This is a genomic window from Burkholderia sp. AU15512 (assembly GCF_002223325.1).
Lineage (GTDB): Bacteria > Pseudomonadota > Gammaproteobacteria > Burkholderiales > Burkholderiaceae > Burkholderia.
Map to the genome: position 1 here is coordinate 208,408 of NZ_NKEX01000001.1, position 21,293 is coordinate 229,700.

Below are 21,293 nucleotides of genomic sequence, written 5' to 3' on the forward strand. Positions count from 1 at the left end.
CGGAGCGTGCTTCGAAAGAAGCCGCTCCGCCGTTTTGCTTTTGGGGGCCGGGAAAATCCCGAGGCCGTGGCGCGGCGGCCGTGCCGGCTAATGGCTGACGGCCGGCGGTTTGCGGCCGCCGGCCCGCCGTTCAGAAGTCGATCTTCGCGCTCAGGCTCACCGTGCGCGGGTCGCCCGGCTTCACGTAGTCCGCGTACTGGTATTCCCAGTAACGGCGGTTCAGCACGTTGTCGATCGACGCGCGCAGCGTCACGTCGTGGCGGCCTACCCGCGTCAGGTAGCGCGCGCCCGCATTGACGACGAGAAAGCCCGGCGCGTCGAGGCCGCCGGCCGCGCGCAGCGGCGTCGCGCCGGTGAATTTCGCGTCGACGCCGAGCGTCAGCCCCGGCACGCCCGGCACCGCGTAGCCGAGGTCGCCGGCGAGCACGAAACGTGGCGCGCCCGCGACACGGTTGCCGTTGTTGCCGATTCCGTTCGCATACCACGCGTCGAGCAGCATCGCGTCGACGCCTGCGTTCCAGCGTGCGCCGAATTTCGCGCGCGCACCGAACTCGATCCCCTGGATGATCGATTCGCCGTCCTGCACGTAGACGTTCGCGGCGTTCGCATATTCGGCGCTGCGCTCGATGCGGAACAGCGCGGCCGTCGCGCTCCAGCGCGCGTGCTCGCTCTTGATCCCCAGCTCGTATTGCTTGCTGCGCAGCGGCTTGAGCACCTGGCCGGCGTTCGCGTAGACGTCGTTCACGCGGCTGCCGGGCTCGAGCGATTCGGCGTAGCTCGCGTAAGCGGTCGTGGTCGGCGCGAGCTTGAACATCACCGCGAACGTCGGCGTGACCACGCCGTTCTGGCGGTAGCCGGGATCCTCGGCGCCGCTCGCCTGGAACGAGCGCTGCTCGTAATTCATGTAGCGCACGCCGGCGAGCACCGACCACCGCTCGGTGAGCTGCACGGTGTCGCTCGCGAACAGCGATTTCTGCACGATCTCGCTCGTGCGGTACTGGATGAAGCCGTGCGGGCTGTCGTAGCGGTATGGGTTCGGCGCATACAGGTTGCCGGCGCCGAGCGGCACGAACACGCTGTTCGCCGAATAGTCGTTCGCCTGCTTCTGCCACGACGCGCCGAGCACGATCTGGTGGCTGAACGGGCCCGTGCGCACCTTGCCCTCGACCATCGCGCGCCACTGGCTGAAGCGGTGATCCTCCATCCCGACGTAGCGGCTGTCGGTGTAGTTGCCGGCCGCGTCCTGCAGGTACAGCGTGCTTTCGTTGCGGCGGCGCGTCGCCTTGCTGTAGCTGTACGCGACGTCGAGCTGCCAGTCGGGCGCGAGCTGGTATTGCAGCCCGGCCGTGTAGAGCTGCAGGTTCGTGTTCAGGTACTGGTCCTTGCCGCCGAGGTTCGTCGTGCCGCCGCTGATCGTCGCGGGCAGCGCGCCGCCCGGGTAGCTGCCGGTGAAGATCGACGGCGTCTGGCCCGTCGTGCGGCGGTCCTGGTACAGCGCGCCGAAGGTCACCGACAGGTCCCGCGTCAGGTTCGCCTGCAGCGCGAGCGAGACGCTGTCGCGGCGGATGTTGCCGTCGTTGTACGTCTTGCCTTCCTCGTGCGTCGCGTTCAGCCGCGCGCCGAATAGGCCGTTCGGCCCGAAGCGCTGGCCGAGATCGACGTGCTCGGTCCACACGTTGGTGCTCCGGTAGCCGACGTCGACGCTGCGTACCGGTTCGACGCCAGGCTGCTTCGTTACGTAGTTGACGACACCGCCGGGCGTCACGAAGCCGTACAGGAACCCGCCGAGCCCTTTCAGCAGCTCGACGCGGTCGAGCTGTTCGTACGGCATCGTGATCCCGTACGTGACGAACGGCAGCCCGTCGATCTTGTAGCCGTTCTGCCAGTCGAGCTGCATGCCGCGCACGGTCATGTAGCTGGCCCATGCGCTGTACGCACCGCTGTTGTCGGACACCGAGGCGTCGTTCGCGAACACGTCGCCGAGCTTGTACGGCTGGCGTGCCTCGAGCTCCTCCGACGTGACGATCGTCGTCGAGAACGGCGTGTCGAGCTGGCGGCGCGTGCCGAGCGCACCGGTGGAGAGCGTGTCGGTCAGGTGCTGCGGCGAGTCATGCGCAGCGGTGACGTTGATGGCCGGCAACGCCGTGGCGCCGCCGGGCGAATCGTCCGCGTGCGCGAGCGACGCGGCAAGGCAGGCAAGGGCGGCGGCCACGCGACGTGGGCGGACGGGAGGACGGGCGAGGCTGACGGTCATGGCGGGTAAGTAAAAATGCAAGTAAGAATCATTCGCATTGCGATAAAATGTTGCGCATCGTATCAAAACCCGTCGAACGCGCAACAATTCCATGCCGCGTGCAAGGGCATCCGGCCTCGCCAGCGGCGGCCGGCCGGCTCGTGCGCGGCGCCTGACCGCAAATGACCTGCATCCCGTTGAACCGGGGCCGCTCGTGCCGGCCCGCTTTCCTTTCCCAGGGCGCGCGATGAACGCGTTTCTGCGGCCGTTTCTCGTCCGCCTGCATCGCTGGTTCGGCCTCGCGATCGCGCTGTTCCTGTTCGTCGCGGGCCTTACCGGCGCGCTGATCGCGTGGGATCACGAACTCGACGCGGCACTGAACCCGGACTTCTACACCGCCCGCAGCGATGCGGCGCCGCTTGATCCGCTCGCGCTCGCGACGCGCATCGAGGCTGCCGACCCGCGCGTGCAGGTGACCTATCTGCCGCTCGCGATCGAGCCGGGCCACACGCTGCAGGCGGGCGTGATGCCGCGCACCGACCCTGCAACGGGCCAGCCGTACGCGCTCGGCTTCAGCCAGATCGCCGTCGATCCCGCGACGGGCGCGGTGCAGGCCCGCCGCGAATGGGGCGCGCTGTCGGTTGCGCGGCTCGGCCTGATGCCGTTCATCTACCGGCTGCACTATTCGCTGTTCCTGCCCATGTACGGCGGGATCAACTTCGGGTTCTGGGTGATGGGCGTCGTCGGCATCGTGTGGGCGATCGACTGCCTGATCGCGCTCGTGCTCGCGTTTCCGAACCCGAAGAGCTGGCGCAAGTCGTTTGCGTTCCGCGTGCGCCGCGGCGGCTATCCGCTGGTGTTCGACTTGCACCGCTCGGGCGGCGTGTGGGTGTGGGGGCTGCTGCTGGTCGTCGCGGTCACGTCGATCTCGATGAATCTCGCCGTGCCCGTCGTGCGGCCGCTGGTATCGCTGGTGTCGCCGCTGGCCGAGACGCCGTACACGAATCCCGAACACTTCCCGCCCGCCGCGCCGGGCAGCACGATCCTGCCGCGCGAGCGGATCGTCGAGATCGCGCGCGCGGCCGGGCGCGACGCGGGTTTCGCCGCGCCGCCCGGCGCGCTGCTGTTCGCGCCGGCGATGAATGCCTATGCGGTCGGGTTCTTCACGCCCGGCAACGATCACGGCGACGTCGGGCTCGGCAATGCGTGGCTCTATTGGGATGCGGTGACCGGCAGGCCCGTCGCCGCCCAGGTGCCGGGCCGCGGTTCGGCCGGCGACCTGTTCATGCAGGCGCAGTTTCCGCTGCACTCGGGGCGGATCGCCGGCGTCGCGGGGCGTGCGGCGGTGAGCGCGCTCGGTATCGTGATCGCGATGCTGAGCGTGACGGGCATCTGCATCTGGGTGAAGAAGCGCAGCGCCCGTGTGCGGGCCGCGCGCAGCATGCGGGCGGTTGCGCCGGCGTCGTCGCGCGCCGCAAGGTGAGGTGTGGCGCGCCGCGCAGCGCCGCGCTTCGTGAGCGGTGAGCGGTGAGCGGGCGGCGTAACCCGCGCTGGGCCGCGGGGGCCGGCGGGCGGCCGGCCGCTGCCCGCGCCGTCGGCCCGCTTCGTGCCGTCAGCCCGCCTTGCGCCGGCGTGCGGGCGATTTGCCGCCGAGCGCCGCGCATTGCGCGTGGCACGGGCAGCCAACTTCGTGATCGTTGACCATGCCGGTGGCCTGCATCAGCGCATAGCAGATCGTCGAGCCGACGAACTTGCAGCCATACGCCTTCAGCGCCTTGCTGAGCGCGTCGGACTGTTCGGTCGACGCGGGCGCGTCGCGGTACGACTGCCACGCGTTCTGGACCGGCGTATCGCCGACGAACGACCACAGGAACGCGGCGAGCGACCCGTGCTCTTCGCGGATGCGCTGCACGGCGCGCGCGTTGGTGACCGCCGATTCGACCTTCGCGCGGTTGCGCACGATGCCGGGATTCTCCAGCAGCTTCTCGATGCGTTTCGGCGTGAAGCGCGCGACGGCATCGACGTCGAAATCCGCAAAGGCTTCGCGATAGCCCGCGCGCTTGTTCAGGATCGTCGACCACGACAGTCCGGCCTGCGCGCCTTCCAGGATCAGCATTTCGAACAGGTGGCGATCGTCGTGCGACGGCACGCCCCACTCGGTATCGTGATAGTGAGCATCCGCTTCCGTCTTCACCCAGTTGCACCGCTGCGACATCGTCTGCCTCGCTTTTCGTATCGATTCGATCGCGTCAGCATAGCGGAAGCCCTTTTCACGGAACAGCCGGCCGAACGGCAGATGGGCGCGCGGCGCCGATCCGGTTAAGCTTGGCGCCTGTTCGAATCAGCGGGATGAAGGCATGGCGGCATTACTTTTTGCGATCGGCATCGACGGCGGCGGCACGGGCACGCGCGCGGTGCTGGCCGACCGGCACGGGCGCGAGCTCGCGCAGGGGCGCGGCGGCCCGTCGGGGCTCGGGCTCGGCATCGAGCGCGCGTGGGCGTCGATCGGCGCAGCCTGCGCGGATGCGTTCACCCAGGCCGGTCATGCATTCGACTGGTCGCAGTGCGCGCTCGGCTGCGGGCTCGCGGGCGTCAACAATGCGGCGTGGCTGGCCGCGTTCCGCGCGCAGGCGCCGCTCGGCGCGCTCGCGGTCGAGAGCGACGCGTATACGACCGTCGTCGGCGCGCACGGCGGCGCGCCGGGGCTGATCGTCGCGCTCGGCACCGGCAGCATCGCCGCCGCGCTCGATGCGGCCGGCGCGTGCCGGATCGCCGGCGGCTTCGGCTTCCCGTCCGGCGACGAGGCGAGCGGCGCATGGCTCGGCGTGCGCGCGCTCGCCTATGCGCAGCAGGCGCTCGACGGCCGCGTGCCGCGCGATGCGTTCGCCAGCGCGCTGCTCGCGGAAACGGGCGCGCAGGATCGCGACGCGCTCGTCCAGTGGTCGTGCGATGCGAACCAGACGATTTACGCGCGGCTTGCGCCGATCGTGTTCGCGCACCGTTCGCATCCGGTCGCCGGCGCGCTGATCGCGCAGGCGGGCGACGAGATCGGCAAGATGATCGACGCGCTCGATCCGCAGCAGGCGCTGCCGGTCGCGCTGTGCGGCGGATTGGCGGACGCCCTCGCACCGGCCGTGCCGGCGCGCCACGCCGGGCGGCTGCGCGCGCCGCTCGACGATTCCGCGCACGGCGCGCTGCGGCTCGCGCTGCAGGCGCTGCGGGCGGCGGAAGGGCGCTGACGGCGTGTCGAGCCGGAGGAAAGCGCACCGCAACCGCGCCGCGGGCGGCAATCGGCCGGGAACCGTCCGGCGGGCAACCGGGCCCGACGTTAGAATGGCCGTTCCGCAGAGCCCTGAGCGCCATTCTTCCGTCCCATGTACAAAGTCATCGCCACCGATCTCGACGGTACCCTGCTGAACAGCGACCACCAGCTCGATCCATACACGATCGACACCGTCCGCCGGCTCGACCGCGACGGCCTGCAGTTCGTGATCGCCACCGGGCGCCATTACGCGGACGTCGCCGGCATTCGCGACGTGCTCGGCATCCGGCCGTACCTGATCACGTCGAACGGCGCGCGCGTGCATGCGCCGGACGACACGACGATCCACGCGCAGGACATCGATCCGGCGATCGTCCGCGGCCTCGTGCAGCCCGAGGTCGTCGGCGCGCACGGCCGCGTGATCGTCAACCTGTTCACCGACCAGGGCTGGCTGATCGACCGCGATGCGCCGCACCTGCTCGAATTCCACCAGGATTCGGGCTTCCGCTACGACGTGATCGACATGCCCGCGCATGACGGCGCGGATATCGCGAAGGTGCTGTACATCGGCGATCCGGCCGATCTGGCGGTCGTCGCCGAGCAGATGCGCGTGCGCTTCGGCGATGCGCTGTACGTCACGTACTCGCTGCCCGACTGCCTCGAGGTGATGACCGCGAACGTGTCGAAGGGCCGCGCGTTGCGCTCGGTGCTCGCACGGCTCGGCGTCGACACCGGCCACTGCATCGCGTTCGGCGACAACATGAACGATATCGACCTGCTCGAAACCGCCGGCCACGCGTTCATGATGAACAACGCGAATCCCGACCTGGTCGCGCGGCTCCCGCACATCCCGCGGATCGGCAACAACTTCGATGCGGGCGTCGCCCGCCACCTGCGCACGCTGTTCTCGCTCGAAGACAACGTCGCCGCCTCCTGAGCGTCCCGCCGGGGGCGGAAATGAAAAACGGGCGCCAGTGGCGCCCGTCGAAATGACTTGCCTCGATCTTCTTCGACAGCGTGAGGCTCGCTGCTCTGCTCGCTTGACCCCGTAGTGTTTTATTCGCTTGTGCGAGCCGATGCCGGCAGCAGGTCGACGGCGTCGTCACGCCCCGCGACCAGCGGATAGATGATCCCGGCGAGTACCGCGCCGATGATCGGTGCCACCCAGAACAGCCAGAGCTGACCGATCGCATCGCCGCCCACGAACAGCGCGGGGCCGGTCGAGCGGGCCGGGTTCACCGACGTGTTGGTGACCGGAATCGAGATCAGGTGGATCAGCGTCAGGCACAGGCCGATCGCGATCGGCGCAAAGCCGGCCGGCACGCCGCGCTTGTCGGTGGCGCCCAGGATCACGAACAGGAAGAAGCCCGTCATCACGACTTCGCAAATGAACGCCGAACTGAGTGCGTAGTGGCCGGGCGAGCGCTCGCCGAAGCCGTTCGTCGCGAAGCCGCTGCCGACGACGTCGAAGCCCGGTTTGCCGGTCGCGATCAGGTACAGCACGAATGCACCAAGCGTCGCGCCGACCACCTGCGCGACGATGTACGGCACGAGATCCCGTGCGGGGAAGCGGCCGGCGACCGTCAGGCCGACGCTCACCGCCGGATTCAGGTGGCAGCCCGAAATGTGGCCAATTGCGAATGCCATCGTCAGCACGGTCAGGCCGAAGGCAAGTGCGACGCCGGCAAAGCCGATGCCGAGGCCCGGAAAGGCGGCGGCCAGCACGGCGCTTCCGCACCCGCCGAGCACCAGCCAGAACGTGCCGAATACCTCTGCAGCGAGACGCTGAGAAAGATTCATGTAAGGACCTCGTTCAAGTGGATTGAAGACAACCGGACGACGCGACGGATTTAAACCGTCACCCGGAATTGGTCTGGATTATAGGAAATGAATCGGGTCGGGGAGGGTCAACGATTGTTAAATTTGAATAGCTGACGAATGCCTTTTATTAGAATAAGTCCGCATTCTCGATATAGCCGAATCGGTTAAAGATGGCAGCATTAATTTCGAAGGGCAGGGCGGCAGTGCGGATGGCGTAACGGATGTTGGTGTCCCGGCCGGATTCGCCGGGGCCGCATCATCGAAAAGGGGAGTCAAAAAATGTCTCAATACGCGAAGCTCAAGGCGCAGATCGCCGATCTGCAGGCCCAGGCGGACGATGTGCGCCGCCAGGAAGTGGCGGCGGTGATTGCGGAAGTCCAGCAAAAGATTGCCGAATATGGGCTGACTGCCCAGGATCTGGGCTTCGCGGAGCGAGCGAAGCGCGGGCGTCCGCCGAAGAAGGCGCCGCTGCCCCCGAAATACCGCGATCCGAAGTCGGGCGCGACCTGGAGCGGGCGCGGCAAGCCGCCGAATTGGATCGTCGGTAAAAACCGCGATCGTTTCCTCATCGAATGACCGAAAGCCCAAACAAAAGAGCCGCATCGAGATGCGGCTCTTTTGTTATCCGCGCCAATTTGGGCGCGGATTGGATTACGGCATATTTCCTTGCGGCATTCAGTGTCAGGCGCCGGCGACCCGGCGCAATGCCGGTTGTCGGGCTCCCGTGCAAAGCGATTCGTAAGTTTCGACATATCGCTGCGCCATGGCCTTCGAGCTGAAGCGCGTATCGAAACGTTCGCGGATGGCGGTGCGCGACAGGCTGTCGATCCGGTGCAGCGCGCCGACCGCGCCCTGCACGTCCTCGACGATGAAGCCGGTCACGCCGTCCTCGATCACTTCGGGCACCGAGCCGCGGTTGAACGCGACGACCGGCGTGCCGCAGGCCATCGCCTCGATCATCACCAGGCCGAACGGCTCCGGCCAGTCGATCGGGAACAGCAGCGCCTTCGCGCCGGACAGGAACGCGGGCTTCTGCGCCTCGTTGATCTCGCCGATGAATTCGACGTGCGCCTGGCCGAGCAGCGGCTCGATCACTTCCTTGAAGTAGTCGGCGTCGGCCTTGTCGACCTTCGCGGCGATCTTGAGCGGCAGCCCGCTTTGCGCGGCGATCCGGATCGCGGTGTCGACGCGCTTTTCCGGGCAGATCCGGCCGAGGAACGCGAGGTATTCGGGCTTCACGCCCGGCTGCGGCGTGAGCAGCGTGTCGGGCAGCCCGTGATACACGGTGCCGGCCCACGCGGCCTGCGGCAGCGGCTTGCGCTGGTTGTTCGAGATCGACACGACCGGCGCGTCCGGGAACGCGTCGAACACGGGCTGCAGTTCCGGCAGGTCGAGGCGGCCGTGCAGCGTCGTCACGTACGGCGTGTCGAGGCGCGACATCAGCGGGAACGGCAGGTAGTCGAGGTGGAAGTGCAGCACGTCGAATTCGTGCGCGACCCGGGCGACCTTTTCGAGGAGCCGCATATGGGGCGCCATCGAATCGCGGATCGACGGGTCGAGCCGCAGTGCGCGCGGCCAGGCCGCCTCGAGTCGGGCCGACGTGACGGAGTCGCCGCTGGCGAACAGGGTCACATCGTGGCCGAGATCGACGAGCGCCTCGGTGAGGTAGGACACGACACGCTCGGTGCCGCCGTAGAGTTTCGGCGGAACGGCTTCGTAAAGCGGCGCGATCTGGGCAATTCGCATGGAGGTTCTCCTGTTTCGACCCGGGGGCGCGGGGCGCCGATGCGGATCCCGTGCAAGGTTGCGGAACTCGCCGGCGTACGCGGTTGGCGGTACGTGGCCGTGCCCTGGGCGGGGTGCGCGGGGCGCCGGACGACGAGCTGCGGGGCGGGCCGGCACGGCTCGCGCCGCCGCCCATTGGAGTCCATTATCGATATCGCCCTGAGGGGTTCGAGTGTTTTTTCAAACACTTAAGGCTTGTTACACGATGAAATACGCGAAAACCCCGATAAAAAGGGTGTGGAAACAGAAACGGAGATAGACGCAACTATTGTTGCGTCTTCGTGAAAAAGCACTATAATTTTTACCGATCCGATTGCCGGCAGCCTTGCCGGCAAGCCTTCCAGGACTGCACGGAGGCCATCGGACACATCACAGCCGAATTCGCGCTGCCAGCCGTTTCCCCGATGGAGCCTTTCAATTCGCTTTGTCGGAAAAATTCCTACACGGTTTACAGACAAATCCTGCGCGGCATACGCCACTTCGCTGATACCGGCGCACATGCCGTTTGGCCAAAATTCGCCCTGTAAGACTATAAACGAGCCGACTGAGCGCCAAGAGCGCCCTGATCGAGCAAACGTTTTCATAACACGAATGGCCAAAGCAAAGCTCTTTAACGGGGGAATCATGAGCGCTACCAGCGAAATGCTCAGTGAGATCAAAGAGGTCAACCTGTCGTACCTCCTCCTCGCGCAACGCCTGCTGCGGGAAGACAAAGCGATGGGCATGTTCCGCATGGGCATTTCCCAGGAACTCGCCGACGTGCTCGCCAACCTCACGCTCGCACAGACCGTGAAGCTGGCCGCGTCGAACCAGATGCTGTGCCGCTTCCGCTTCGATGATCACGCGCTGCTGTCGTCGCTCGCCGACAAGGGCCGCAGCGATGTCGTCGCGCACGCCCACTCGGCCATCCTGATGGCCGGGCAGCAGGTCGAAGGCGTCCGCTGATCCATCCCGCCTTGCGTGTGTCCCGGCGTGCCGCGCCGGTGGGCAGCGTATTGGCCATCCATCCGAATAACGTCAAGCGGACGGTTATCACCATGGCAAGCAAAAGCGTCGTGATCGAGGTGAAGGAAATCACCCTCGCCATCGAACTGATCGAACTGGGCGCCCGGCTGCAGCTGCTGGAAGCGGAGACGAGCCTGTCGCGGGACCGTCTGATCAAGCTGTACAAGGAACTGAAGGGCGTGTCGCCGCCGAAGGGGATGCTGCCGTTCTCGACCGACTGGTTCATGACGTGGCAGCCGAACATCCACTCGTCGCTGTTCTACAACATCTACCGGTTCATGCAGGATCACGGCCGCTGCGAGCCGATCCAGTCGATCGTGAAGGCGTACCGGCTCTATCAGGAGCACGTGAACCTGTCCGGCGACGAGGCCGCGCTGAGCCTCACGCGCGCGTGGACGCTCGTGCGCTTCTTCGATTCGGGGATGCTGCAGATGACCCCGTGCACGCGCTGCGGCGGCCACTTCGTCGCGCATGCGCATGATCCGCATCAAGGTTTCGTCTGCGGCCTCTGCCAGCCGCCGTCGCGCGCGGGCAAGACCCGCAAGGCCGCCGCCGCGCGCGCCGAACTGGCCGCTGCCGCGGCCTGAGCAGCGCCGGGCGGGGCGTTCAGGCCGCGCCGGGTGGCGCGAATCGTCTGCGAATTGCTGGTAAACACCGTCGGGCCGCCGCCTGGCCGCCCGCGAAAGTTTTCCTGCCGACTGCCGTAAACCTGTTTAACGGCGGTCTCCCCGCCGGTCATTCGTGAGGGACAGGCAGTGCTGATTATCGTGGGAACACTCGTGACGCTGTTGTCCGTCTTCGGCGGTTATGCGCTGGCAGGCGGGCATCTGGGCGCCTTGATCCAGCCGGTCGAGATCCTGATGATCGTGGGTGCCGGTGTCGGCGCGTTCATCCTCGGCAACGGCGGCAAGACCATCAAGGCCACGCTGCGCGTGCTGCCGACGCTCTTCAAGGGCTCGAAATACACGAAGGATGTCTACATGGAGCTGATGGCGCTTCTTTACGTGCTGCTCGCGAAGGCACGCAAGGAAGGCACGCTCACGCTCGAGGCCGACATCGACGATCCGGAAAAGAGCCCGATCTTCACGCAATACCCGAAGATCCTCGCCGATCATCACATCGTCGAATTCCTGACCGACTACCTGCGCCTGATGGTGGGCGGCAACATGAACGCGTTCGAGATCGAGAGCCTGATGGACGAGGAGATCGAGACGCACCACGCGGAAGGCGAAGGCCCCGCGCATGCGCTGATGCGTGTCGGCGACGCGATGCCGGCATTCGGTATCGTCGCGGCCGTGATGGGCGTCGTGCACACGATGGCGTCGGCCGACAAGCCGCCCGCGGTGCTCGGCGCGATGATCGCGCAGGCGCTGGTCGGCACGTTCCTCGGGATCCTGCTGTCGTACGGGCTGATCGGGCCGCTCGCGAGCCTCGCGGAGCAGCGCGTCGCCGAGTCGACCAAGATGTTCCAGTGCATCAAGGTGACGATCCTCGCGACGCTGAACGGCTATGCGCCGGCGATCGCGGTCGAGTTCGGCCGCAAGGTGCTGTTCTCGACCGAGCGCCCTTCGTTCTCCGAACTCGAAGAACATGTGCGCCGCGTGAAGGCAAAGTGACGCGGAGCGCCCAATGAGCAAGAGCAAGGATCGCGCAATCGTCGTCAAGCGGGTGGCCCCGGCGAAGAAGGGCCACCACGGCGGCGCCTGGAAGCTCGCGTACGCGGACTTCATGACCGCGATGATGGCGTTCTTCCTGCTGATGTGGCTGCTGAGCTCGGTCACGCCGGTGCAGCTGAAGGGGATCGCCGAATACTTCAACACGCCGCTGAAGGCCGCGCTGTTCGGCAGCGGCGACCGCAGCTCGCAGGATTCCAGCATCATCAACGGCGGCGGCCGCGACCTGTCGAGCGTCGACGCCGGCACGCTGCGCCGCACCGACGGCACCACGCAGCTCGCCGAACGTCTCGCGAAGATGGGCGACGAGCATTCCCGCTCGCAGGCGCAGAACGCACAGGCCGCGCAGGACCGCCTCGAGCAGGCGCGCCTGCACGACCTGCAGATCAAGCTGATGGCCGCGATCGAGGCCAACCCGACGCTGCGCCAGTTCAAGCAGCAGATCCGCATCGATTCCACGCTGATGGGGCTGCGCATCGAGATCGTCGATTCGCAGAAGCGGCCGATGTTCGCGATGTCGAGCGACCACGTCGAGCCGTACATGCGCGACATCCTGCGCGAGATCGGCAAGACGCTGAACGACGTGCCGAACCGGATCATCGTCCAGGGCCACACCGACGCCGTGCCGTACGCGGGCGGCGAGGGCGGCTACAGCAACTGGGAGCTGTCGGCCGACCGCGCGAACGCGTCGCGCCGCGAGCTGATCGCCGGCGGCATGGGCGAGGCGAAAGTGCTGCGCGTGCTCGGCCTCGCGTCGACCCAGAACCTGAACAAGGCCGATCCGCTCGATCCGGAAAACCGCCGGATCAGCGTGATCGTGCTGAACCGCAAATCCGAAGAGGCGCTGATGCGCGACGATGCGACGACCACGACGCTGTCGGCCGATGCGGCCGGCTCGCAGCAGCTCGCGCAGCAGCTGGCTCCGGCGCCGGCCGTGCGCCCGGCGCTCGCGGCGTCCGCCGTCGCCGTGCCGAAACCCTGACGTTTACGAGATTCCGAGACAGACATGATCCGAACCATTCTCGCCATCGACGACTCCGCGACCATGCGTGCGCTGCTGCAGGCAACGCTGATGCAGGCCGGCTACGACGTGACGGTGGCGCCGGACGGCGAGGCCGGCTTCGACCTGGCGGCCACCGTGCCGTACGACCTGGTGTTGACCGACCAGAACATGCCGCGCAAGAGCGGGCTGGAAGTGATCGCCGCGCTGCGCAAGCTGACCGCCTATACGGAAACGCCGATCCTCGTGCTGACGACCGAAGGCAGCGACGCGTTCAAGGACGCCGCACGCGACGCGGGCGCGACCGGCTGGATCGAGAAGCCGATCGACCCCGCCGTGCTGGTCGACCTGGTCGCGACGCTGTCCGAGCCGGCCGCCTCCTGATATTCACGCGACGCATTCAACCCGGGACCGGGCATGACTCTCGACATCACTCAGTTCTACCAGACATTTTTCGACGAAGCGGACGAGCTGCTCGCGCAGATGGAGCAGCTGCTGCTGAACCTCGACGTCGGCTCGCCCGACCCCGAGGATCTGGCCGCGATCTTCCGCGCCGCGCATTCGATCAAGGGCGGCGCGGCGACGTTCGGCTTTTCCGCGCTGACCGACACCACGCACATCCTCGAATCGCTGCTCGACCGCGCGCGCAACCATGAGCTGACGCTGACCAAGGAAATGGTCGACGCGTTCCTGGAGACCAAGGACGTGCTGTCCGACCAGCTCGTCGACTACCGCGCGAGCGCCGAACCGGACGCGGCCGCCGCCGCGACGATCTGCGCGAAGCTCGAACGGCTGAAGGCCGAGAGCGGCGCGGTCGCGCCGGCTGCCGCCGCCGCTGCGCCCGTGGCGCCGGTCGCGGCCGTCGCCGCCCCGGCCGCGCCGGCCGTGGAACCGGCCGCCGGCGACGATCGCGCGCCCGACCACGTGATCGAGCAGGCCGTCGCGGCCGCGCATCCTGCGGGCGACGCAGGCGAAGGCGGCCCGCACCTGAAGATCACGCTCGTGGGCGTCGACGCGAAGGATCGCGAACTGCTCACCGAAGAACTCGGCAACCTCGGCCGGATCGTCGGCCGCGAGGAAGCGGGCGCGGACCTGACGCTGTGGGTCGAATCGGACGTGCCGTCCGACGACATCGTCGCCGTGTGCTGCTTCGTGATCGACGAAAGCCAGATCCGCGTCGGGCACGGCACGGCACCGGCCGCCCCGGCTGCCGCGCAGGACGCCGCGGCGCCGGCCGCCGCCGCGCATCCGGCGCGCGCCGAGGTATTCGCGCCGCAGGCCGCGGCACCGCAACCGGCGGCATCGGCACCGGCCGCACCAGATCGGCGCCGCCGCCCGCGCCCGCCGAGCCGGCCGCCGCCGCCGCGCAAGCGCCGCAGCCGGCTCAGCCGGCGGCGCAGGCCGACCACGCGCCGCAACCCGCCGCGCATCACGACGACAAGCGCGCCCGCCCGGCGGCCGCGGCGGCATCGGGCGCCGAAGGCAGCTCGATCCGCGTCGGTGTCGAGAAGGTCGACCAGCTGATCAACCTGGTCGGCGAGCTCGTGATCACGCAGGCGATGCTCGCGGAAACCGCGAGCGCGTTCGATCCGGCGCTGCACGACCGCCTGTTCAACGGGATGGCGCAGCTCGAGCGCAACGCGCGCGACCTGCAGGAAGCGGTGATGTCGATCCGCATGATGCCGATGGACTACGTGTTCAGCCGCTTCCCGCGTCTCGTGCGCGACCTTGCCGGCAAGCTCGGCAAGCAGGTCGAGCTCGTCACGTTCGGCCAGGCGACCGAGCTCGACAAGAGCCTGATCGAACGGATCATCGATCCGCTGACCCACCTCGTGCGCAACAGCCTCGACCACGGGATCGAGACGGTCGACAAGCGCGTGGCCGCCGGCAAGGACGCCGTGGGCCAGCTGGTGCTGTCGGCCGCGCATCACGGCGGCAACATCGTGATCGAGGTGAGCGACGACGGCGCGGGCCTGAACCGCGAGCGGATCCTCGCGAAGGCCGCGAAACAGGGCATGCAGGTGTCCGACAACATCAGTGACGACGAAGTCTGGCAGCTGATCTTCGCGCCGGGCTTCTCGACCGCCGAGACGGTGACCGACGTGTCGGGCCGCGGCGTCGGGATGGACGTCGTGAAGCGCAACATCCAGTCGATGGGCGGCCACGTGGAAATCACGTCGGTGGCCGGCCGCGGCACGACCACGCGGATCGTGCTGCCGCTCACGCTCGCGATCCTCGACGGGATGTCGGTGAAGGTCGGCAACGAGATCTTCATCCTGCCGCTGAACTTCGTGATGGAGTCGCTGCAGCCGTCGAACGACGACATCTACACGGTCGGCAACGGCGAGCGCGTGGTGCGCGTGCGCGGCGAATACCTGCCGCTGGTCGCGCTGCACGAGGTGTTCTCGGTCGACGACGCGCGCACCGACCCGACGCAAGGGATCGTCACGATCATGGAAACCGAGGGGCGCCGCTTCGCGATGCTGATCGACGAGCTGGTCGGCCAGCAGCAGGTGGTCGTGAAGAACCTCGAAACCAATTACCGCAAGGTGCACGGCATCTCGGCGGCGACCATCCTCGGCGACGGCAGCGTCGCGCTGATCGTCGACGTCGCGGCGCTGAACCGCGAAACCCGTGCGATGCACGGCGCCCGTGCCGGCGCCGAGCTCGCGATGTTCTGATGTCACTCGCCATTCAACCGATTGGGGGCAAACGTGTCTGCTGAAGTCCAAATGATCAATCCGGCCGCGGCGAACGCGGCGACGAGCCGCCGCGACGCGGAACAAGGCGACGCGACGGGCCAGGAATTCCTCGTGTTCACGCTCGGCGACGAGGAATACGGGATCGACATCCTGAAGGTGCAGGAAATCCGCGGCTACGACAGCGTCACGCGCATCGCGAACGCGCCGGAGTTCATCAAGGGCGTGATCAACCTGCGCGGGATCATCGTGCCGATCGTCGACATGCGGATCAAGTTCCATCTCGGCCGCGTCGAGTACGACCACCAGACCGTCGTGATCATCCTGAACGTCGCGCATCGCGTGGTCGGGATGGTGGTCGACGGCGTGTCGGACGTGCTGACGCTGCAGACCGACCAGATCATGCCGGCGCCGGAATTCGGCGCGACGCTGACGACCGAGTACCTGACGGGCCTCGGCACGGTCGACGGCCGCATGCTGATCCTGATGGACATCGAGAAGCTGATGTCGAGCCGTGAAATGGCGCTGATCGAGACGCTCGGCGGGTAAGCGCGCCGCGCGCGCAGGAATTTCGGGAGAATCTGCAATGTTGCAAAACTGGTCGATCCGCACGACGCTCACGGCGGTCGGACTCATCCTCGTGGCGCTGGCCGCAGCCGTCGGCGGGCTCGGCCTGGTCGCGCTGAATCACGCAAGCCGCTCGCTCGACGCGATCGCGCACGTCGACCTGCCGGCGATCCACTCGCTCGACGATACGTCGTCGTACCTGCTGCGCGCACGCGTGTCGCTCGACCGCTTCCGCTCGTTGACGGAAGCCGGCAACACGGCCGAAGCGGCCAAGGTGCTCGACCGCGCGCAGGAGCTGTACGCGAAGTCGAACCAGAACTGGCAGGCGTTCCAGGCGACGCCGAAGCTCGGTATCGAGCAGGCGCTCGTCGACGACCTGGCCGCCCGCTACGCAACGATCGTGAAGGAAGGCGTCGAGCCCGAGTTCGCGGCCGCGCGCGCGGGCGACATGGCCGCGTACCACGCGGTCGCCGATACCAAGATCAGCCCGATGTTCGTCGCGTACGACCAGGCCGCGGCGGCCGTGGTCGCGTCGCTGCAGAAGCGCGCGGAAGATCGCCAGGCTACGACGCAATCGCAGATCTCGCTGATGATCGGGTTGATCGCGGCGGGCATCGCGATTGCGTTCGTCGTCGTGATCGCGATCCGCTTCGCGCTGCGCGGGCTGATCGTGCAGCCGCTGGAGGACGCGATCGCGCACTTCGAGCGCATCGCCGGCGGCGACCTCACGCAGCCGGTCAACGTGTTCAGCACCAACGAGATCGGCCGCCTGTTCGGCGGCATCAAGCGGATGCAGGACGCCGTCACGACGATGGTGCAGGCCGTGCATCGCGGTACCGAGTCGATCGACGTCGGCGCGCGCGAGATCTCGACCGGCAACACCGACCTGTCGCAGCGTACCGAGGAGCAGGCCGCATCGCTGCAGGAAACCGCGTCGAGCATGGAGCAGCTGACGGGCACCGTGCGGCAGAACGCGGAAAACGCGCGGCAGGCCAGCCAGCTCGCGGTGAACGCATCGGACATCGCGACGCAGGGCGGCGAGGTGGTCGGCCAGGTCGTGTCGACGATGCAGGACATCGCGGCAAGCTCGGGCAAGGTCGTAGACATCATCGGCACGATCGAAGGCATCGCGTTCCAGACCAACATCCTCGCGCTGAACGCGGCGGTCGAAGCCGCGCGTGCGGGCGAACAGGGCCGCGGCTTCGCGGTGGTCGCGGGCGAGGTGCGCTCGCTCGCGCAGCGCAGCGCGAGCGCGGCGAAGGAAATCAAGCAGCTGATCGGCGATTCGGCCGAGAAGGTCGAAAGCGGGTCGGCGCTCGTGTCGCGCGCGGGCTCGACGATGGACGAGATCGTGCAGGCCGTGCGCCGCGTGACCGACATCATGGGCGAGATCAGCGCCGCGTCGGACGAGCAGTCGACCGGCATCGAGCAGGTCAACCGCGCGGTCGGCCAGATGGATTCGGTCACGCAGCAGAACGCCGCGCTCGTCGAGCAGGCGGCCGCCGCGGCGGCGTCGCTCGAGGAGCAGACGCGCCAGATGAAGGCGATCGTGTCGGGCTGGCGCGTGGCGGGCGGCATCGTGCTCGCGCCGTCGCGCGGTGTCGCGCGGCCGGTCGCACACGAGCCCGCGCCGGCGCTGACGTCGGAGCCGCGTTTCGACGCGGCGCCGGTCGCCGCGCTGCCGGCTCCGCAGGCTGCCGCACAACCGGCACGGCGCGCCGCGCCGGCGCCGCGTGCCGCCGCCGCGGCTGCATCGGGTGCGGGCCATGAAACGAAGCGTGCGGCCGAAACGGGCGCGCACGCGCACAAGGATGCACCGGCTTCCCGCGGCACGGCTGCGGGCGGCTACGGGCCGCGTCTCGCGAAAACCGCCGCACCGGCCGACAAGCCGGCCGCGAAGCCCGCGCTCGTGCGCCCGGCGCTGAACGGCGAGAAGCCGGCGGCGGCCACGGCCGGCACGTCCGACGACGATTGGGAGACCTTCTAAACCATGCCGCACGCGCGCGCGCCGTTTCGACCCGATGTACCGGATGCCTCGCCTCGCGCGGGCGAGCCGGGGCGCGACTTCGCGTTCACCAGCGCGGATTTCGCACGCATTCGCGCGCTGATCCATCAACGCGCGGGAATCTCGCTGTCCGAGCACAAGCGCGACATGGCGTACAGCCGTCTCGCGCGCCGCTTGCGGGCACGCGGCCTCGACACGTTCCGCGACTACCTTGACCTGCTCGAGCAGGAAGACGATCCGCTCGAGTGGGAAGCGTTCACCAATGCGCTGACGACGAACCTGACCGCGTTCTTCCGCGAGGCGCACCATTTCCCGATCCTGTCGGATTTCGTGAAGGGGCGGCCGGCGCCGGTCTCGGTCTGGTGCTCGGCGGCGTCGACCGGCGAAGAGCCTTACTCGATCGCGATCACGCTGATCGAGGCGCTCGGCGAATCGGCCGCGCGCGGCGCGTCGATCCTCGCGACCGACCTCGACACGCAGGTGCTCGCGAAGGCGGAGGCCGGCATCTATACGTACGACCAGGTCAAGCACCTGGCGCCGGAGCGGCTGAAGCGCTTCTTCCTGAAGGGCACGGGTGCGCAGGCCGGCCGCGTGAAGGTGCGCCCCGAGCTGCGCGCGATGATCCGCTTCGAGCAACTGAACCTGACCGATGCGGATTACGGGATCGCGAAGCCGTTCGACGCGATCTTCTGCCGCAACGTGATGATCTATTTCGACAAGCCGACGCAGGGGCAGGTGCTGTCGCGCTTCGAGCCGCTCGTGAAGCCGGGCGGGCTGCTGTTCGCCGGCCATTCGGAGAACTTCACGTATGTCACGCAGGCGTTCCGGCTGCGCGGGCAGACGGTGTACGAGCTGACCCGCGACGCCGCCCAGGGCGCGCGGCCGCGGGGCGCGCAGGCGTCCGCGATGCCGTCTCCCGCGCGCATGCATGCCGCGGGCGCCGCATCCGCTCTGGGAGAGCGCGGATGAGCGCCTTGCCGATCGCCACCAATCGCTACTTCGACAACCACTTCGGCCGTCCCGGCGTGAAGCTGCTGCCGAACGAGTTCTACACGACGTCCGAGGACATGGTGCTGATGACCGTGCTCGGCTCGTGCGTCGCCGCGTGCCTGCACGATCCGTACGCGGGCATCGGCGGGATGAACCACTTCATGCTGCCCGACGACGGCGCCGATCCGGGCGCGGCCGCGTCGGAATCGATGCGCTACGGCGCGTATGCGATGGAAGTGCTGATCAACGAGATGATCAAGGCCGGCGGGCGCCGCGAACGCTTCGAGGCGAAAGTGTTCGGGGGCGCCGCCGTGCTGGCAGGGATGACGACGATCAACATCGGCGACCGCAACGCGGATTTCGTGCGCCGCTACCTCGCGCTCGAACGCATCCGCATCACGGCGGAAGACCTGCAGGGCGTGCACCCGCGCAAGGTCGCGTTCATGGCGGCCACGGGGCGCGCGGCGGTGAAGAAGCTGCGGCTGCAGGTGCCGGGCGTCACCGAGCGCGAAGCCGCACTCGCCCGCGAGGCCGATCGCGCCCGCGCCGCACGGCCGCGTCCGCAGGTCGAGCTGTTCGCGGCGAAGCGTCCGGCCCCGCCGCAGCCGGCGCGCCCGCGCATCGAGCTGTTCGGCGCGCGCAGCGCGGCGCCGGCCGGCGGCGTGCGGGCGGCGAACCTATCAAGAAAGCAGGAGGCATGACCGCAGTGCAGAAGATCAAAGTGTTGTGCGTCGACGATTCGGCGCTGATCCGCAGCCTGATGACCGAGATCATCAACAGCCAGCCCGACATGACGGTGTGCGCGACCGCGCCCGATCCGCTCGTCGCGCGCGAGCTCATCAAGCAGCACAACCCCGACGTGCTCACGCTCGACGTCGAAATGCCGCGCATGGACGGGCTCGACTTCCTCGAGAAGCTGATGCGCCTGCGACCGATGCCGGTCGTGATGGTGTCGTCGCTGACCGAGCGCGGCTCGGAAATCACGCTGCGTGCGCTCGAACTCGGCGCGGTCGATTTCGTCACGAAGCCGCGCGTCGGGATTCGCGACGGGATGCTCGACTACGCGGAAAAGCTCGCCGACAAGATCCGCGCGGCGTCGCGGGCGCGCGTGCGCCAGGCGCCGCAGCCGCAGGCCGCCGCGCGCGCGACGGACAGCCACCCGGCCGCGCCGATGATCAACAACCCGCTCGTCAGTACCGAGAAGCTGATCATCATCGGCGCGTCGACGGGCGGCACCGAGGCGATCCGCGAAGTGCTGACGCCGCTGCCGCCGGATGCGCCGGCCGTGCTGATCGCGCAGCACATGCCGCCGGGTTTCACGAAGTCGTTCGCGCAACGGCTGAACGGCCTGTGCCGGATCGCGGTGAAGGAAGCCGAGCACGGCGAGCGCGTGCTGCCGGGGCACGCGTATATTGCGCCGGGCCACGCGCACCTGTTGCTTGCGAGAAGCGGGGCGAACTATATTGCGCAACTGTCGGACGAGCCGCCGGTGAACCGGCACCGCCCGTCGGTCGACGTGCTGTTCCGCTCGGCGGCGACGCACGCGGGCAAGAACGCGATCGGGGTGATCCTGACCGGGATGGGCCGCGACGGCGCGGCCGGCCTGCTGGAAATGAAACGCGCGGGCGCTCACACGTTCGCGCAGGATGAAGCAAGCTGCATCGTGTTCGGGATGCCGCGCGAGGCGATCGCGCTCGGCGGCGCGGACGAGATCGTGCCGCTCGCCGAGATGAGCCGTCGCGTGATGGCGCGCCTGGCGACGATGGGCGACCGCGTGCAGCGCGTTTGAATGGAATGTCACGGGGCGCGTGCCACGATACGCGTCCCGACGGAAACGAATCTGGAAAGGAACGACGATGGACAAGAGCATGAAAATCCTGGTGGTGGACGATTTCCCGACGATGCGCCGGATCGTCCGCAACCTGCTCAAGGAACTGGGCTATTCGAACGTCGACGAGGCCGAGGACGGCGCGGCCGGCCTCGCGCGGCTGCGCGGCGGCGGTTTCGACTTCGTGATCTCCGACTGGAACATGCCGAACCTCGACGGCCTCGCGATGCTGAAGGAAATCCGCGCGGACGCGACGCTCACGCACCTGCCGGTGCTGATGGTCACGGCCGAGTCGAAGAAGGAGAACATCATCGCGGCCGCGCAGGCCGGCGCGAGCGGCTACGTCGTGAAGCCGTTCACGGCCGCGACGCTCGACGAGAAGCTGAACAAGATCATCGACAAGATGGCGAAGACCGGGAGCTGAC

Annotated in this window: 19 protein-coding genes and 1 pseudogene; 16 read left to right on the forward strand and 4 right to left on the reverse strand. The window is 67.9% G+C overall.

What is annotated here, in order from left to right; all coding sequences use genetic code 11:
• Window positions 1-130: 130 nt before the first annotated feature.
• Window positions 131-2,254 carry a TonB-dependent siderophore receptor gene (locus tag CFB43_RS00970; protein WP_089493885.1) on the reverse strand — a complete coding sequence of 708 codons (2,124 nt, stop codon included), beginning with the start codon at window positions 2,252-2,254 and terminating at the stop codon, window positions 131-133.
• Between the two features lie 226 nt (window positions 2,255-2,480).
• On the opposite strand from CFB43_RS00970, the gene CFB43_RS00980 reads away from it, so the two are divergent.
• Window positions 2,481-3,716 carry a PepSY-associated TM helix domain-containing protein gene (locus CFB43_RS00980; protein ID WP_089493886.1) on the forward strand — a complete coding sequence of 412 codons (1,236 nt, stop codon included), beginning with the start codon at window positions 2,481-2,483 and terminating at the stop codon, window positions 3,714-3,716.
• 129 nt (window positions 3,717-3,845) lie between these two features.
• Here CFB43_RS00980 and CFB43_RS00985 read toward each other — a convergent pair whose 3' ends face one another.
• Window positions 3,846-4,448 (reverse strand): DNA-3-methyladenine glycosylase I, encoded by a 603-nt coding sequence (locus CFB43_RS00985; RefSeq protein WP_089493887.1) that lies wholly within the window; start codon window positions 4,446-4,448, stop codon window positions 3,846-3,848.
• 142 nt (window positions 4,449-4,590) lie between these two features.
• On the opposite strand from CFB43_RS00985, the gene CFB43_RS00990 reads away from it, so the two are divergent.
• The gene (locus tag CFB43_RS00990) at window positions 4,591-5,472 is read left to right on the forward strand and encodes a BadF/BadG/BcrA/BcrD ATPase family protein (RefSeq protein ID WP_089493888.1); all 882 of its coding nucleotides are present in this window, start codon (window positions 4,591-4,593) and stop codon (window positions 5,470-5,472) included.
• Between the two features lie 135 nt (window positions 5,473-5,607).
• Window positions 5,608-6,432, forward strand: a complete 825-nt coding sequence (locus CFB43_RS00995) for a Cof-type HAD-IIB family hydrolase (protein ID WP_089493889.1) — start codon at window positions 5,608-5,610, stop codon at window positions 6,430-6,432.
• 119 nt (window positions 6,433-6,551) lie between these two features.
• Here CFB43_RS00995 and aqpZ read toward each other — a convergent pair whose 3' ends face one another.
• Window positions 6,552-7,295, reverse strand: a complete 744-nt coding sequence (gene aqpZ / locus CFB43_RS01000; RefSeq protein ID WP_089424232.1) for an aquaporin Z — start codon at window positions 7,293-7,295, stop codon at window positions 6,552-6,554.
• A 300-nt stretch (window positions 7,296-7,595) separates the two neighbouring features.
• Here aqpZ and CFB43_RS01005 point away from each other — a divergent pair, with 300 nt between their 5' ends.
• On the forward strand, window positions 7,596-7,892 hold the full coding sequence (locus CFB43_RS01005; RefSeq protein ID WP_021162849.1) for an H-NS histone family protein: 297 nt from the start codon (window positions 7,596-7,598) through the stop codon (window positions 7,890-7,892).
• Window positions 7,893-7,997: 105 nt separating this feature from the next.
• Here CFB43_RS01005 and CFB43_RS01010 read toward each other — a convergent pair whose 3' ends face one another.
• Window positions 7,998-9,062, reverse strand: a complete 1,065-nt coding sequence (locus tag CFB43_RS01010) for a glycosyltransferase family 4 protein (protein WP_089483245.1) — start codon at window positions 9,060-9,062, stop codon at window positions 7,998-8,000.
• A gap of 663 nt (window positions 9,063-9,725) precedes the next feature.
• Between CFB43_RS01010 and flhD the strand changes: the two genes are divergently transcribed.
• The 12 genes and pseudogenes from flhD (at window position 9,726) to cheY (ending at window position 21,292) form a co-directional block, all read left to right on the forward strand.
• Window positions 9,726-10,046 carry a flagellar transcriptional regulator FlhD gene (gene flhD, locus CFB43_RS38740; protein ID WP_011350590.1) on the forward strand — a complete coding sequence of 107 codons (321 nt, stop codon included), beginning with the start codon at window positions 9,726-9,728 and terminating at the stop codon, window positions 10,044-10,046.
• Between the two features lie 92 nt (window positions 10,047-10,138).
• Complete coding sequence (gene flhC / locus CFB43_RS01025; RefSeq protein ID WP_011350591.1) at window positions 10,139-10,693, forward strand: flagellar transcriptional regulator FlhC; 555 nt, start codon at window positions 10,139-10,141, stop codon at window positions 10,691-10,693.
• Window positions 10,694-10,861: 168 nt separating this feature from the next.
• Entirely contained in the window at window positions 10,862-11,722 is an 861-nt protein-coding gene (gene motA, locus CFB43_RS01030) for a flagellar motor stator protein MotA (protein WP_011350592.1), read from the forward strand.
• A 13-nt stretch (window positions 11,723-11,735) separates the two neighbouring features.
• Window positions 11,736-12,761, forward strand: a complete 1,026-nt coding sequence (gene motB, locus CFB43_RS01035) for a flagellar motor protein MotB (protein ID WP_039346832.1) — start codon at window positions 11,736-11,738, stop codon at window positions 12,759-12,761.
• Between the two features lie 24 nt (window positions 12,762-12,785).
• The gene (locus CFB43_RS01040; RefSeq protein ID WP_011350594.1) at window positions 12,786-13,163 is read left to right on the forward strand and encodes a response regulator; all 378 of its coding nucleotides are present in this window, start codon (window positions 12,786-12,788) and stop codon (window positions 13,161-13,163) included.
• Between the two features lie 33 nt (window positions 13,164-13,196).
• Window positions 13,197-15,460: pseudogene (gene cheA / locus CFB43_RS01045) on the forward strand (chemotaxis protein CheA).
• A 51-nt stretch (window positions 15,461-15,511) separates the two neighbouring features.
• Window positions 15,512-16,027: a chemotaxis protein CheW gene (gene cheW / locus CFB43_RS01050; RefSeq protein WP_043185043.1), complete on the forward strand. Its 516-nt coding sequence runs from the start codon at window positions 15,512-15,514 to the stop codon at window positions 16,025-16,027.
• Window positions 16,028-16,064: 37 nt separating this feature from the next.
• Window positions 16,065-18,032 (forward strand): methyl-accepting chemotaxis protein, encoded by a 1,968-nt coding sequence (locus CFB43_RS01055; RefSeq protein ID WP_089493891.1) that lies wholly within the window; start codon window positions 16,065-16,067, stop codon window positions 18,030-18,032.
• A gap of 3 nt (window positions 18,033-18,035) precedes the next feature.
• Window positions 18,036-19,019, forward strand: coding sequence for a CheR family methyltransferase (locus CFB43_RS01060; RefSeq protein WP_089493892.1), 984 nt, complete (start codon window positions 18,036-18,038; stop codon window positions 19,017-19,019).
• A complete protein-coding gene (gene cheD / locus CFB43_RS01065) occupies window positions 19,016-19,741 on the forward strand; it encodes a chemoreceptor glutamine deamidase CheD (protein ID WP_089424236.1) in 726 nt (241 codons plus the stop codon). Before CFB43_RS01060 ends, cheD begins: the two co-directional genes overlap by 4 nt.
• On the forward strand, window positions 19,738-20,829 hold the full coding sequence (locus tag CFB43_RS01070; protein WP_089493893.1) for a protein-glutamate methylesterase/protein-glutamine glutaminase: 1,092 nt from the start codon (window positions 19,738-19,740) through the stop codon (window positions 20,827-20,829). The genes cheD and CFB43_RS01070 overlap by 4 nt, the downstream gene beginning before the upstream one ends.
• A 67-nt stretch (window positions 20,830-20,896) precedes the next feature.
• Window positions 20,897-21,292 (forward strand): chemotaxis response regulator CheY, encoded by a 396-nt coding sequence (cheY, locus tag CFB43_RS01075; RefSeq protein WP_039346818.1) that lies wholly within the window; start codon window positions 20,897-20,899, stop codon window positions 21,290-21,292.
• Window position 21,293 lies beyond the last annotated feature (1 nt).

Excerpts from the sequence above, each read along its gene's own strand:
- cheY (WP_039346818.1), top strand. The coding sequence starts at position 20,897 with ATGGACAAGAGCATGAAAATCCTGGTGGTGGACGATTTCCCGACGATG.
- CFB43_RS00970 (WP_089493885.1), bottom strand. The coding sequence starts at position 2,254 with ATGACCGTCAGCCTCGCCCGTCCTCCCGTCCGCCCACGTCGCGTGGCC.
- flhC (WP_011350591.1), top strand. The coding sequence starts at position 10,139 with ATGGCAAGCAAAAGCGTCGTGATCGAGGTGAAGGAAATCACCCTCGCC.
- aqpZ (WP_089424232.1), bottom strand. The coding sequence starts at position 7,295 with ATGAATCTTTCTCAGCGTCTCGCTGCAGAGGTATTCGGCACGTTCTGG.
- CFB43_RS00995 (WP_089493889.1), top strand. The coding sequence starts at position 5,608 with ATGTACAAAGTCATCGCCACCGATCTCGACGGTACCCTGCTGAACAGC.
- CFB43_RS00990 (WP_089493888.1), top strand. The coding sequence starts at position 4,591 with ATGGCGGCATTACTTTTTGCGATCGGCATCGACGGCGGCGGCACGGGC.
- CFB43_RS00980 (WP_089493886.1), top strand. The coding sequence starts at position 2,481 with ATGAACGCGTTTCTGCGGCCGTTTCTCGTCCGCCTGCATCGCTGGTTC.
- CFB43_RS01070 (WP_089493893.1), top strand. The coding sequence starts at position 19,738 with ATGACCGCAGTGCAGAAGATCAAAGTGTTGTGCGTCGACGATTCGGCG.
- CFB43_RS01040 (WP_011350594.1), top strand. The coding sequence starts at position 12,786 with ATGATCCGAACCATTCTCGCCATCGACGACTCCGCGACCATGCGTGCG.
- CFB43_RS01055 (WP_089493891.1), top strand. The coding sequence starts at position 16,065 with ATGTTGCAAAACTGGTCGATCCGCACGACGCTCACGGCGGTCGGACTC.
- CFB43_RS01060 (WP_089493892.1), top strand. The coding sequence starts at position 18,036 with ATGCCGCACGCGCGCGCGCCGTTTCGACCCGATGTACCGGATGCCTCG.
- CFB43_RS01005 (WP_021162849.1), top strand. The coding sequence starts at position 7,596 with ATGTCTCAATACGCGAAGCTCAAGGCGCAGATCGCCGATCTGCAGGCC.
- CFB43_RS01010 (WP_089483245.1), bottom strand. The coding sequence starts at position 9,062 with ATGCGAATTGCCCAGATCGCGCCGCTTTACGAAGCCGTTCCGCCGAAA.
- flhD (WP_011350590.1), top strand. The coding sequence starts at position 9,726 with ATGAGCGCTACCAGCGAAATGCTCAGTGAGATCAAAGAGGTCAACCTG.
- cheD (WP_089424236.1), top strand. The coding sequence starts at position 19,016 with ATGAGCGCCTTGCCGATCGCCACCAATCGCTACTTCGACAACCACTTC.
- CFB43_RS00985 (WP_089493887.1), bottom strand. The coding sequence starts at position 4,448 with ATGTCGCAGCGGTGCAACTGGGTGAAGACGGAAGCGGATGCTCACTAT.
- cheW (WP_043185043.1), top strand. The coding sequence starts at position 15,512 with ATGATCAATCCGGCCGCGGCGAACGCGGCGACGAGCCGCCGCGACGCG.
- motB (WP_039346832.1), top strand. The coding sequence starts at position 11,736 with ATGAGCAAGAGCAAGGATCGCGCAATCGTCGTCAAGCGGGTGGCCCCG.